Below are 12,317 nucleotides of genomic sequence, written 5' to 3' on the forward strand. Positions count from 1 at the left end.
TGACGACCGGGCGGGATCAGCTGTGTACGGGGGCGCCTCCGGGGAGTGGATCAGTGCACCTCTCGAACATCGGCGCGGTTCCGGATAGCCTCCGGCCATGTCCAATGGTCAGTGGTACCCACCGGAATGGCCCGACCGGATCAGGGCACTCGCCGCGGGCGAGCTGAGCGCCGCGACCCCGAAGCGGGCCGCCACCGTGATGCTGCTCCGGAACCCCGCCGCCGGTGCCGGGGGCGGCCCTGCCGTCCACATGCTGCGCCGCCGTGCCTCCATGGCTTTTGCCGGCGGGGCGTACGCCTATCCGGGGGGCGGGGTGGACCCGCGCGACGACGACCGGCTCGTCGCCTGGGCCGGACCCGCGCTGGACATCTGGGCCGACCGGCTCGGCGTCGGTACGCGGGCCGAGGCCCAGGCCATCGTCTGCGCGGCGGTGCGCGAGACGTACGAGGAGGCGGGAGTCCTGCTCGCGGGGCCGGGCGCGGACACGGTGGTCGGCGACATCACCGGCGCGGACTGGGAGGCCGACCGGCAGGCGCTGGTCGCCCGGGAGCTGTCCTTCGCCGAGTTCCTGGACCGGCGCGGCCTGGTGCTGCGTTCCGACCTGCTGGGCGCCTGGGCGCGTTGGATCACCCCCGAGTTCGAGCCCCGCCGCTACGACACCTGGTTCTTCGTCGCGGCGCTCCCCGAGGGCCAGCGCACCCGCAACGCCTCCACGGAGGCCGATCGCACGGTGTGGATCTCCCCCGGCGAGGCGGCCGACGGATACGACCGGGGCGAGCTGCTGATGATGCCGCCGACCGTGTCGACGCTGCGGGCGCTGAGGCCGTACGGGACGGTCGCGGAGGTCCTGAAGGCGGCGGACTCCCAGGACCTCACTCCCGTACTCGCACGGGCGAGGCTGGAGGGTGACGAGTTGGTGCTGAGCTGGCCGGGGCACGACGAGTTCACCAAGCACATCCCGGGCAGGGCGGACGGCGGCGAGGCCGGTTCGGGTTCCCGTCGCGGCCCGGGGGCCGGTTCCGGTTCGGTTTCCGGTGCGGACGCCGAGGCCGGTGCGGGGGGTGGGTCCATATGAGCGATGCGGCAGCGCTGCCCGGGCAGCCGCGCGGCGCGGTCCTGTCCGGCCCCGCCACCACCCGTGCCGTCAACGTCCTCGCCCCCAACGCCTCGCCGATGACACTGGACGGCACCAACACCTGGATCGTCGCCGAGCCCGGCTCCGATCTCGCGGTCGTCATCGACCCGGGCCCGCTGGACGACGCGCACCTGCGGGCCGTCATGGAGACCGCCGAGCGGGCGGGCCGCCGGATCGCGCTCACCCTCCTCACCCACGGGCACCCCGACCACGCGGAGGGCGCGGCGCGCTTCGCCGAACTGACCCGGACGAAGGTGCGCGCCCTGGACCCGGCGCTGCGCCTCGGCGACGAGGGGCTGACCGCGGGCGACGTGATCACCACCGGAGGGCTGGAGCTACGGGTCGTGCCCACCCCGGGGCACACCGCGGACTCGCTCTCCTTCCACCTGCCGGCCGACCGGGCCGTGCTGACGGGCGACACGATCCTCGGCCGGGGCACCACGCTCGTCGCGCATCCGGACGGGCGGCTCGGCGACTACCTCGACTCGCTGCGGCGGCTGCGCTCGCTGACCGTCGACGACGGCGTGCACACGGTGCTGCCGGGGCACGGGCCGGTGCTGGACGACGCGCAGGGCGTGGTCGAGTTCTACCTCGCGCACCGGGCGCACCGGCTGGCCCAGGTGGAGACGGCGGTCGAGGCCGGACACCGTACGGCGTCGCAGGTGGTGGCGCACGTGTACGCGGACGTGGACCGGTCCCTGTGGCCCGCCGCGGAGCTCTCCGTGCGGGCCCAGCTGGAGTACCTGGGCGAGCACGGTCTGATCGAGACGACGTGAGGCCCCGCCGGGCGGCGGGGCCTCACGTACGGAGTTGACGCGACCGGCGTTGCCGGGACGGTCCGGGGCGGTCCGTTCCGTGCCGGTCGGAAGGGTCCGTCAGCGGGACCGCTTCGCCAGGCGCTCCACGTCCAGCAGGATCACGGCGCGCGCCTCCAGGCGCAGCCAGCCGCGTCCGGCGAAGTCGGCGAGGGCCTTGTTGACCGTCTCGCGGGAGGCGCCGACCAGCTGGGCCAGCTCTTCCTGGGTCAGGTCGTGGACGACGTGGATGCCTTCCTCCGACTGGACGCCGAAGCGGCGCGACAGGTCGAGGAGGGCGCGGGCGACACGGCCCGGGACGTCCGAGAAGACCAGGTCGGACATCTGGTCGTTGGTCTTGCGCAGGCGGCGGGCGATGGCGCGCAGCAGGGCCGCGGCCACCTCGGGGCGGGCGTTCAGCCAGGGCTGGAGGTCGCCGTGCCCGAGGCCGAGGAGCTTGACCTCGGTCAGCGCGGTCGCGGTGGCGGTGCGGGGGCCCGGGTCGAAGAGGGACAGCTCACCGATCAGCTCGCCGGGGCCGAGGACCGCCAGCATGTTCTCGCGCCCGTCGGGCGAGGTGCGGTGGAGCTTCACCTTGCCCTCGGTGACCACGTAGAGGCGGTCGCCCGGGTCGCCCTCGTGGAAGAGCGCGTCGCCGCGTGCGAGGGTCACCTCACTCATCGAGGCGCGGAGCTCCGCGGCCTGCTCATCATCGAGCGCCGCGAAAAGCGGGGCGCGCCGCAGAACGTCGTCCACGAGTTCTCTCCTTGTCGGCCTGTTCCGGGAACCGTGGTCCCCATCATGCCGGACGGTAAAACAGTGCGATCAATCACAAACCAGTTTGACGCACGGACGTGCTCAATCGTGCGGCAGGGGGCCGATCGGGGGCGGATGTGCGGTGACCGGGGCGGATGCCGGTGCGTGGCTCTAGGCTGGTCGGGTGTCCAAATCGCCGGTGAGAGCGCAGGCCAAGGGGGCTGATGGGGTGTCGGAAGGCCGTGATTCCGCTGTGGGCGAACAGGGTGTGAATCGTCCGGAACGGGGCGTGATCCGCCCGGGAAAAGCGACAAAAGGCCCAGGGGAGGAGTCGGCGGGCCCTGCGGGGGAGTCGGCGCCGAAGCCCGCCGCCAAGCGGGCCGGCCGGAAGCCGGAATCGCACCTGGCGATGGTCCGCCGGGCCCGCAGGATCAACCGTGAGCTCGCCGAGCTCTACCCCTACGCCCATCCCGAGCTGGACTTCAGGAACCCCTTCGAGCTGCTCGTCGCCACGGTGCTGTCCGCCCAGACCACCGATCTGAGGGTCAACCAGACCACTCCCGCGCTCTTCGCCGCCTACCCCACCCCCGAGGACATGGCCGCGGCCGTCCCGGAGGAGCTGGAGGAGATCATCCGGCCGACCGGTTTCTTCCGGGCCAAGGCCAAGTCGCTGATAGGACTCTCCGCGGTGCTCCGGGACGAATTCGGCGGCGAGGTGCCGGGCAGGCTCGCCGACCTCGTCACGCTTCCGGGTGTCGGCCGCAAGACCGCCAACGTTGTTCTGGGCAATGCTTTTGGTGTTCCGGGAATCACTGTGGACACCCATTTCGGGCGTCTCGTACGCCGTTGGAAGTGGACGGAGCAGGAGGACCCGGAGAAGGTCGAGGCGGAGATCTGCGCGATCTTCCCCAGGAGCGAGTGGACGATGCTCTCGCACCGTGTCATCTTCCACGGCCGCCGCATCTGCCACGCCCGCAAGCCCGCCTGCGGTGCCTGTCCGATCGCCCCGCTCTGTCCCGCGTACGGGGAGGGCGAGACCGACCCGGAGAAGGCCAGGAAGCTGCTGAAGTACGAGATGGGCGGTCGGCCGGGCCAGCGGCTGAGCCCACCGGCGGACTACCCGGGCAGGCCCGCGCAGGCTCCGGGGGCCGGCTGATACGCGGCGCCCGTCACGGCGCCGCTGCGGAACGAAACGAGTGACCACAGGCGTTGTGAGACGAGGGGTGCCCATGAGGACGCACGAACAGAGCAAGGAAACGACGACCGGACCAGCCGTATCCGCCGTACCCGCCGCGGGAAACCGTTCCCCGAACGGTCCCGCGGCCGCCACGACGACCGGTCCCGCCCACACCGCGCCCGGTGCCGGCCGCGACACCGGGCGCGGTGCCGGCCGCGACACCGGGGTCACCGTCACGGCCGATGGTCTGCCCGCCTGGCTCGACCCGGTGGCCGACGCCGCGCGGACCGTCGAGCCCGACCAGCTCAGCCGCTTCCTGCCGCCCGAGAGCGGGGCCGGCCGGCAGTCCGCCGTGCTCGTGCTCTTCGGCGAGGGCGGGCGCGGCCCCGAACTGCTCCTCATGGAGCGGTCCGGAAGCCTGCGCTCCCACGCGGGACAGCCGTCCTTCCCGGGCGGCTCCCTGGACCCGGAGGACGGCGATCCGGCGACGACGGGGCCGCTCAGAGCCGCGCTGCGGGAGGCCCAGGAGGAGACCGGCCTCGATCCGCGCGGGGTCCAGCTCTTCGGCGTGCTGCCCCGGCTCTACATCCCGGTGAGCGGCTTCGTCGTGACGCCGGTCCTCGGCTGGTGGCACTCGCCGAGCCCGGTCGGCGTCGTCGATCCGGGGGAGACGGCCCGCGTCTTCACCGTTCCCGTGGCGGATCTCACGGATCCGGCGAACCGCGCGACCGCGGTCCATCCGAGCGGTCACCGGGGCCCGGCATTTCTGGTCGAATCCGCCTTGGTCTGGGGTTTCACCGCCGGGGTGATCGACCGGATCCTGCACTTCGCGGGCTGGGAGCGTCCCTGGGACACCGCCAGGCAGGTGCCGCTCGACTGGCGCGCATGACAGGCTGACTCCCGTGCTGACCCGTCCGGCCCCGTCCGGACCCAGCCGAAGGAACGGGCCCGGTGACGAATCTGCGAGGCTATAGACGGTGAACGTGCTGGACATCCTGCTGCTGGCCGCCGCCGTGTGGTTCGCGGTCATCGGCTACAGACAGGGGTTCGTCGTCGGCATCCTGTCGGTGATCGGGTTCCTGGGCGGCGGCCTCGTCGCCGTCTACCTGCTGCCGGTCCTGTGGGACCAGCTGACGGACGGCTCCGAGGTCTCGTCCTCGGCGGCCGTCGTGGCCGTCGTCATCGTGATCGTCTGTGCCTCGGTGGGGCAGGCGTTCACCACCCACCTCGGCAACAAACTCCGCCGGTACATCACGTGGTCGCCGGCGCGCGCCCTCGACGCGACCGGCGGCGCCCTGGTCAACGTCGTCGCGATGCTGCTGGTCGCCTGGCTGATCGGCTCCGCGCTGGCCGGCACCTCGCTGCCGACGCTGGGCAAGGAGGTCCGCAGCTCCTCGGTCCTGCTCGGGGTCTCCCGGGTGATGCCCGCGCAGGCGTCCACCTGGTTCACGGACTTCTCCTCCGTCCTGGCGCAGAACGGCTTCCCGCAGGTCTTCAGCCCGTTCGCCAACGAGCCGATCACCGAGGTCCGGCCCCCGGACCCGGCACTGATGGACAGCCCCGTCGCGGCCCGCGCCAAGAAGTCCATCGTCAAGGTCGTCGGCACGGCCCCGAGCTGCGGCAAGGTCCTCGAAGGCACCGGCTTCGTCTTCTCCGACCGCCGGGTGATGACCAACGCCCACGTCGTCGGCGGCGTCGACGAGCCGACCGTCCAGATCGGCGGCCAGGGCCGGCTGTACGACGCCAAGGTCGTCCTGTACGACTGGCGGCGGGACATCGCCGTGCTCGACGTGCCGGACCTCGACGCGAAGCCGCTGAAGTTCACCGGCGACGACGGCGACGCCCGCACGGGGAACGACGCCATCGTCGCGGGCTTCCCGGAGAACGGCTCGTACGACGTCCGGGCCGCGCGCGTCCGGGGCCGCATAGACGCCGACGGCCCGGACATCTACCGCCGGGGCACCGTCCGCCGCGACGTGTACTCGCTCTACGCGACCGTCCGTCAGGGCAACTCCGGCGGTCCCCTGCTGACGCCCGACGGCAGGGTGTACGGAGTCGTCTTCGCGAAGTCGCTCGACGACCCCGACACCGGTTACGCGCTGACGGCCGACGAGATCCGCCAGGACATCGAGCGCGGCCGCTCCGCCAACCAGCAGGTCGACAGCCAGGGGTGCGCCCTGTAGCCGCCCGCCACGGCGAGGCCCGCGTCGGCGACGCCGCGGAAGCAGCGCCGCAGGAGCCACCTCGCAGGAGCCACGTCGCGGTGAAGCGGCCAGGCGGCGAGGTGCTCAGGCGGGTGAAGAGCCCAGGCGGTGAAGTTTCGCGGAGACGCCCCGTCCAGCCTGTCCGGTGACCGTTCACTCGGACAGACGAGACGGGGCGCGGATCATCCGCGTGGATGGCGCAACCGCGCCGAGACCCAACGGGCCCTGCGGCGCAGAATGCGCGGGATTCCGAGCCGGGGATCATGCAGAACATGCATATCGTGCACCCGGCCCCGGGGGCCGTCCCCCTCATGAGTGCTCGGACCAGCCGTGGCGGTCGAGCGGCGGTTGCGTGCTGCGTCACCGAAGTCGTGCGTCCAGCCCATACCCGGACGTCTGCCCGTGCCTCATGGTCGGTAACCGCCCATCCGTCAGCCAATTGGCCTATGCGCCGGGCAATTGGCTGTCCATCGGACAACTGTGCGCACAACGTTACCGATCGGGCTCGGAATCCTTGAGCCAGTTGATGAGTTCGGCCGAGAACCCGACCGGGTCCTCCTCGTGCGGGAAGTGCCCCAGACCGTCGAAAAGTCGCCAACGGTACGGCGCTTCGACGTACTCGCCGGATCCCGCCGCGCTGCGCGTCCGGATCGCCGGATCGAGTGAACCGTGCAGGTGCAACGTGGGCACCCGTACCGGTCGCTTCATCCGGCGGTTGAACTGGATCCCGTCCGGACGGGCCAGGGAGCGCACCATCCAGCGGTAGGGCTCTATCGAGCAGTGCGCCGTCGACGGGATGCACATCGCGTGCCGGTAGACGTCCACCGTCGCGTCGTCGGGGAACTCCGGGGTGCGGGGGCCCGCCCAGTCGTGGATCAGCCGGCCGACCAACGCCGCGTCGTCCGCGACGAGCTGACGCTCCGGCACCCAGGGGCGCTGGAAGCCCCAGATGTGCGAACCCGCCCTGGTCTGGGCGAAGTCGGAGAGCATCGAGGAGCGCCAGCGGCGCGGGTGCGGCATCGATGAGACCACGAGGCGGCGCACCAGCTTCGGCCGCATCACCGCGGCCGTCCAGGCGAGGTAGCCGCCCATGTCGTGGCCGACCAGCGCCGCGTCCGGTTCGCCGAGCGAGCGGATCACGCCGGTGACGTCGAGCGCCAGGTTGGCGGGGTCGTACCCCCGCGGCGTGCGGTCGCTGCCGCCGACGCCGCGCAGGTCCATCGCGACGGCACGGAAACCGGCGTCGGCGAGTGCGGTGAGCTGGTGGCGCCAGGTCCACCAGAACTGCGGGAAGCCGTGCAGCAGCAGTACCAGCGGCCCCTCGCCGAGCTCGGCGATGTGGAAGCGGGCGCCGTTGGCCGCCACGTCCCGGTGGGTCCACGGGCCGTCGATCCGCACGGGGCCACCGGGCAGGACCGGCCCGGGAGCGGTGGGTGGGGCGTCCGCGCCGGACGAGGAGAGGGAGACCGGCCGCCGGGTCGATCCGGACGAACCCGGCCCGCCCGCGGGCGTCGGACCGCTGTCCACGGGCCTCGTGACGCCCTCCGGGCCGGGCTCCGAGGCCGAAGAGCTGCCCGGACCCGGCTCCGAACCCGGGCTCAGGTCCGGGCCCGAGTCCGAGGAGCCGTCCGGGCTGAAGGAACCGTGCGGGCCGGGACGGCCGACCGGACTCGCCGGGCCGGCTGAATCTTCCGGACCTACTGGGCCCACGGGGCTCAGTGGGCCGAATGCGCTGGAATCGGGGACCGTCATGTGGACGAGCGTGCCACAGAGGACGCCTTGTCCTGGACCGGCGCCTTCTCCATGGCCCGGTCGGCCAGCGTGCTGCCGACGGCGGCCGGGCGGCTCGTTCCCGTCGCGACCTCCGGACGCGGATGCGGCTTGACGCCCTGCAGCACGGCCGCCGTCTGCTTCGCCGAGGCGATGGACTTCTGCGGCGGCTTCACCTTCTTGAACTTGGCGACGGCGAACAGCGCGAGCAGCAGGCCCAGGATCACGAAGGCGCTGCCCACGATCAGGAACGACCAGGCCAGCCCGAGCCCCAGGTTGTGGATGCCGTACGCCGCCGCGAAACTCAGCACCGGGATCGCGAACAGCACCAGCACGCCCGCGATGATGAACGCCACACTGCCGATGACGCCGCGCTTGACGTCCTGTCGTACCTCCGCCTTGGCCAGGGCGATCTCGTCGTGCACCAGTGCGGACATCTCGGCCGTCGCCGCGGCGACCAGTTGTCCGAGACTGCGGTCGGCACCGCCCGCGTTGTTGCCGGGGTCGCTCATCCCTGACTCCCTCTCCAGTCCTGCTGCTCAACACATCTGGTGTCAGATCATGCCGGACTGTCCGGCTCGTTGCGCGCTGCCCCCGCCAGTTCGGCAAGGCGGCGGTGTTCGGCCGCCTTCCTCTCGTGTATCGCGGCCATCCGCAGGTGATACTCCGGGTCGCCCTGTTCGTAGATGTCGGGCACCCCGTCCTCGTCCTCGTCGAGCTCCTCCGCCTCGTGCAGTGCCCGGTACCTGCGGACCCGGAGCTTGAGCAGTACGGCGGAGAACACCGCGGCCATCAGCGAACCGATCAGCACCGCGGCCTTGATCTCGTTGATCGTTTCCTTGTCACCGGCGAAGGCCAGCTCGCCGATGAGCAGCGAGACGGTGAAGCCGATCCCGGCGAGCGACGCGACCGCGAAGACGTCCGCCCAGGCCAGCTCCTTGTTCAGCTCCGCCTTGGTGAACCGGGTGGCCAGCCACGTACCGCCGAAGATGCCCAGCGTCTTGCCGACGACGAGCCCCAGGACGACGCCGAGCGTCTCGGGCCGGCCGAAGACGTTCGCCGGCGCGCTGCCGGAGAGGGAGACACCGGCCGAGAAGAGCGCGAACATCGGAACGGCGAAACCGGCCGACAGCGGGCGGACGAGGTGCTCGATGTGCTCGCCGGGGGACTCGCTCTCGCCCTCCCGCCGGGCACAGCGGAGCATCAGGCCCATGGCGACACCGGCGATCGTGGCGTGGATGCCGCTGTTGTACATCAGGCCCCAGATGACCAGGGCGAGCGGTACGTAGACGTACCAGCCGCGCACGTTCTTGCGCAGCAGCAGGTAGAAGACCGCGAGACCGACGAAGGCACCGCCGAGGGCCAGGAAGTTGATCTGCTCGGTGAAGAAGACCGCGATGATCAGGATCGCGAAGAGGTCGTCGACCACGGCGAGGGTCAGCAGGAAGGCGCGCAGCGCGTTCGGCAGCGAGGTGCCGATGACCGCGAGCACGGCGAGCGCGAAGGCGATGTCGGTGGCGGTGGGTACGGCCCAGCCGTCCGTCGAGCCCCCGCCGATCACGTTCACCAGCGTGTAGACGAGGGCCGGAACCGCCATTCCGCACAGCGCGGCGACGACCGGGAGAGCGGCCGCCTTCGGGTCGCGCAGTTCGCCTGCGACCAGTTCCCGCTTGAGCTCGACACCCGCGACGAAGAAGAAGATCGCGAGCAGTCCGTCCGCAGCCCAGTGCTCCACGGAGAGGTTGAGGCCCAGCGACGCCGGTCCGAAGTGGAGGTCGCTGACGGCCTCATAGCTGGAACCGAAGGCGTTCGCCCACAACAGGGCGGCTATCGCGGCGACGAGCAGGATGACGCCGCCGACGGTCTCGGTGCGCAGGGCGTCCGTGAGGTAGTTCCGCTCGGGCAGGGACAGGCGGCCGAACAGGGTGCGGCGGGGCGAGGGGGGTGCGGGGGCGGGCGCGGCCACGAGTGAGGACCTCCGGGTCGGTACGGCAGCGATGGCATGGCTGATTCACTTGCCGACCAGACTTCCCGGCACACCCTGGGGTTTCTCTATGCGTTTTGTTTCTGTTTTTCCTGCTCGCTCTGCTCTGTTTACGCAGTAACCACTTTACCCGGGGTGCGCGCGGCACCCTATGCGGTGATCTTCGCCCCGGACGGCGGTGATCTTCACCGCAAGCGCCCGAGGGGCGTCCAGCGCGTTGCCGGACGCCCCTCGGGGACGTACAAAACCGCAGGTGAAGGCGGGTACGGACGCCTGTCGCCGGTGGTCCTTCGCCGCTGTCAGTCCTCGGAGGAGGTGGACGGCAGCTGGTTCTGGATGAGGTCCATCACCGAGGAGTCGGTGAGCGTCGTGACGTCACCCAGCTCGCGGTTCTCGGCGACGTCGCGCAGCAGGCGGCGCATGATCTTGCCGGAGCGGGTCTTCGGCAGCTCGGCGACGGGCAGGATCCGCTTCGGCTTGGCGATCGGGCCGAGCGTGGCCCCGACGTGGTTGCGCAGCTCGGCGACGAGCTCGTCGGAGGCCTCGGCCGTGCCGCGCAGTATCACGAAGGCGACGATGGCCTGGCCGGTCGTCTCGTCGGCGGCACCGACCACGGCGGCCTCGGCGACCGACGGGTGCGACACGAGCGCCGACTCGACCTCGGTGGTCGAGATGTTGTGCCCGGACACGAGCATCACGTCGTCGACCCGGCCGAGCAGCCAGATGTCGCCGTCCTCGTCCTTCTTGGCCCCGTCGCCCGCGAAGTACTTGCCCTCGAAACGCGACCAGTAGGTGTCGATGAAGCGCTGGTCGTCGCCCCAGATGGTGCGGAGCATCGACGGCCACGGCTCGGTGAGGACGAGGTAGCCGCCCCCGCCGTTCGGAACCTCGTTGGCCTCGTCGTCGACGACGGTGGCCGAGATCCCGGGCAGGGCGCGCTGGGCGCTGCCCGGCTTGGTGGCCGTCACGCCCGGCAGCGGGGCGATCATCATGGCGCCGGTCTCGGTCTGCCACCACGTGTCCACGATCGGGCACTTGTCGGCGCCGATGTGCTTGCGGTACCACATCCACGCCTCGGGGTTGATCGGCTCACCGACCGAACCGAGGACCCGGAGGCTGCTCAGGTCGAACTTGGCGGGGATGTCGTCACCCCACTTCATGAACGTCCGGATCGCGGTCGGCGCGGTGTAGAGGATCGTGACGCCGTACTTCTGGACGATCTCCCAGAACCGCCCCTGGTGCGGGGTGTCGGGCGTGCCCTCGTACATGACCTGGGTCGCGCCGTTGGCCAGCGGGCCGTAGACGATGTACGAGTGGCCGGTCACCCAGCCGATGTCGGCGGTGCACCAGAAGACGTCGGACTCCGGCTTGAGGTCGAAGACCGCGCTGTGGGTGTAGGCCGCCTGCGTGAGGTAGCCGCCGGAGGTGTGCAGGATGCCCTTCGGCTTACCCGTGGTGCCGGAGGTGTAGAGGATGAAGAGCGGCTGCTCCGCCTCGAATGCCTCGGGGGTGTGCTCGGCGGACTGCCGGGCGGTGATCTCGTGCCACCAGACGTCGCGGCCCTCGGTCCACGCGGTGTCCTGGCCGGTGCGCCGCACCACGAGGACGTGCTCGACACCGTCGATGCGGGAGACCGCGTCGTCCACGGCGGGCTTGAGCGCGGACGGCTTGCCACGGCGGTAGCCGCCGTCGGCGGTGATGACGACCTTGGCGTCCGCGTCCTGGATGCGGGCGGCGATGGCGTCGGCGGAGAAGCCGCCGAAGACCACCGAGTGGGCGGCGCCGATGCGGGCGCAGGCCAGCATCGCGATGGCCGCCTCGGGGATCATCGGCAGGTAGACCGCGACCCGGTCGCCCTTGCCGACGCCGAGTTCGGTGAGCGCGTTGGCCGCGCGGGAGACCTCGTCCTTGAGCTGGGCGTAGGTGATGGTGCGGCCGTCGCCGGGCTCGCCCTCGAAGTGGATGGCGATACGGTCGCCGTTGCCGGCCTCGACGTGACGGTCCACGCAGTTGTACGCGACGTTGAGCTTGCCGTCCGCGAACCACTTCGCGAAGGGCGGGTTGCTCCAGTCGAGTGTCTCGGTCGGCTCCGTGGCCCAGGTCAGGCGGCGGGCCTGCTCGGCCCAGAAGCCCAGCCGGTCCGCTTCGGCCTGCTCGTACGCCTCCGCTTTGACGTTGGCATTGGCGGCCAGATCGGCAGGCGGTGCGAACCGCCGCTCCTCCTTGAGCAGGTTGGCCAGGCTTTCGTTGCTCACGACATCTCCCATTCCCAGGGTGTCCGTTGTGTCCCGGGCATAGCTCATCAGGCCGGGGGCCGGGTGACAAGTGCCTGCCGGGAATTGGTTTAGACCTGTGTCTCGTGTATGGAGACCGTCCCGCCTCCGCGTGCGGTGCGAGCAATGCGGCGCATGATCGTGCAATGCGGAGCGGAGCCGGGCATTGCGGGGTCATGCGGTGCAGAACGACGCGGAGCTGCGCGGAGGCGGGACCACAAGGT

The 12,317-nt window shown here is 71.1% G+C and carries 11 protein-coding genes; 5 read left to right on the plus strand and 6 right to left on the minus strand.

Translation table 11 applies throughout. The features are described from left to right. Positions 1-97: 97 nt before the first annotated feature. Together ACFYW1_RS27080 and ACFYW1_RS27085 are read left to right on the plus strand one after the other, a co-directional pair. The gene (locus ACFYW1_RS27080; protein WP_388998434.1) at positions 98-1,075 is read left to right on the plus strand and encodes an NUDIX hydrolase; all 978 of its coding nucleotides are present in this window, start codon (positions 98-100) and stop codon (positions 1,073-1,075) included. Next, entirely contained in the window at positions 1,072-1,911 is an 840-nt protein-coding gene (locus ACFYW1_RS27085; RefSeq protein WP_388998437.1) for an MBL fold metallo-hydrolase, read from the plus strand. The genes ACFYW1_RS27080 and ACFYW1_RS27085 overlap by 4 nt, the downstream gene beginning before the upstream one ends. 99 nt (positions 1,912-2,010) lie before the next feature. Here ACFYW1_RS27085 and ACFYW1_RS27090 read toward each other — a convergent pair whose 3' ends face one another. Continuing rightward, positions 2,011-2,685 (minus strand): Crp/Fnr family transcriptional regulator, encoded by a 675-nt coding sequence (locus tag ACFYW1_RS27090; RefSeq protein ID WP_148840632.1) that lies wholly within the window; start codon positions 2,683-2,685, stop codon positions 2,011-2,013. A 253-nt stretch (positions 2,686-2,938) separates the two neighbouring features. Here ACFYW1_RS27090 and nth point away from each other — a divergent pair, with 253 nt between their 5' ends. The 3 genes from nth (at position 2,939) to ACFYW1_RS27105 (ending at position 6,045) form a co-directional block, all read left to right on the plus strand. Further along, positions 2,939-3,841, plus strand: coding sequence for an endonuclease III (gene nth / locus ACFYW1_RS27095; RefSeq protein WP_388998441.1), 903 nt, complete (start codon positions 2,939-2,941; stop codon positions 3,839-3,841). A gap of 73 nt (positions 3,842-3,914) precedes the next feature. Further along, complete coding sequence (locus tag ACFYW1_RS27100; RefSeq protein ID WP_388998444.1) at positions 3,915-4,751, plus strand: NUDIX hydrolase; 837 nt, start codon at positions 3,915-3,917, stop codon at positions 4,749-4,751. Between the two features lie 88 nt (positions 4,752-4,839). Further along, the gene (locus tag ACFYW1_RS27105) at positions 4,840-6,045 is read left to right on the plus strand and encodes a MarP family serine protease (protein ID WP_388998447.1); all 1,206 of its coding nucleotides are present in this window, start codon (positions 4,840-4,842) and stop codon (positions 6,043-6,045) included. Between the two features lie 203 nt (positions 6,046-6,248). On the opposite strand, the gene ACFYW1_RS27110 is transcribed toward ACFYW1_RS27105, so the two are convergent. From ACFYW1_RS27110 to acs, 5 genes are all read right to left on the minus strand, one after another. Beyond that, a complete protein-coding gene (locus tag ACFYW1_RS27110; protein ID WP_148840635.1) occupies positions 6,249-6,452 on the minus strand; it encodes a hypothetical protein in 204 nt (67 codons plus the stop codon). Between the two features lie 106 nt (positions 6,453-6,558). Beyond that, positions 6,559-7,479 (minus strand): alpha/beta fold hydrolase, encoded by a 921-nt coding sequence (locus ACFYW1_RS27115; protein ID WP_148840843.1) that lies wholly within the window; start codon positions 7,477-7,479, stop codon positions 6,559-6,561. 335 nt (positions 7,480-7,814) lie between these two features. Continuing rightward, positions 7,815-8,348, minus strand: a complete 534-nt coding sequence (locus ACFYW1_RS27120; RefSeq protein ID WP_388998451.1) for a phage holin family protein — start codon at positions 8,346-8,348, stop codon at positions 7,815-7,817. Between the two features lie 47 nt (positions 8,349-8,395). Next, positions 8,396-9,802, minus strand: coding sequence for a Na+/H+ antiporter NhaA (gene nhaA, locus ACFYW1_RS27125; protein ID WP_388998454.1), 1,407 nt, complete (start codon positions 9,800-9,802; stop codon positions 8,396-8,398). Between the two features lie 317 nt (positions 9,803-10,119). Continuing rightward, positions 10,120-12,087 carry an acetate--CoA ligase gene (acs, locus tag ACFYW1_RS27130; RefSeq protein ID WP_388998456.1) on the minus strand — a complete coding sequence of 656 codons (1,968 nt, stop codon included), beginning with the start codon at positions 12,085-12,087 and terminating at the stop codon, positions 10,120-10,122. Positions 12,088-12,317: the final 230 nt, after the last annotated feature.

The sequence above is a fragment of the Streptomyces sp. NPDC002669 genome (genome assembly GCF_042889165.1).
Taxonomy (GTDB): domain Bacteria; phylum Actinomycetota; class Actinomycetes; order Streptomycetales; family Streptomycetaceae; genus Streptomyces.

Excerpts from the sequence above, each read along its gene's own strand:
- ACFYW1_RS27100 (WP_388998444.1), top strand. The coding sequence starts at position 3,915 with ATGAGGACGCACGAACAGAGCAAGGAAACGACGACCGGACCAGCCGTA.
- acs (WP_388998456.1), bottom strand. The coding sequence starts at position 12,087 with ATGGGAGATGTCGTGAGCAACGAAAGCCTGGCCAACCTGCTCAAGGAG.
- ACFYW1_RS27120 (WP_388998451.1), bottom strand. The coding sequence starts at position 8,348 with ATGAGCGACCCCGGCAACAACGCGGGCGGTGCCGACCGCAGTCTCGGA.
- ACFYW1_RS27085 (WP_388998437.1), top strand. The coding sequence starts at position 1,072 with ATGAGCGATGCGGCAGCGCTGCCCGGGCAGCCGCGCGGCGCGGTCCTG.
- ACFYW1_RS27080 (WP_388998434.1), top strand. The coding sequence starts at position 98 with ATGTCCAATGGTCAGTGGTACCCACCGGAATGGCCCGACCGGATCAGG.
- ACFYW1_RS27110 (WP_148840635.1), bottom strand. The coding sequence starts at position 6,452 with ATGGGCTGGACGCACGACTTCGGTGACGCAGCACGCAACCGCCGCTCG.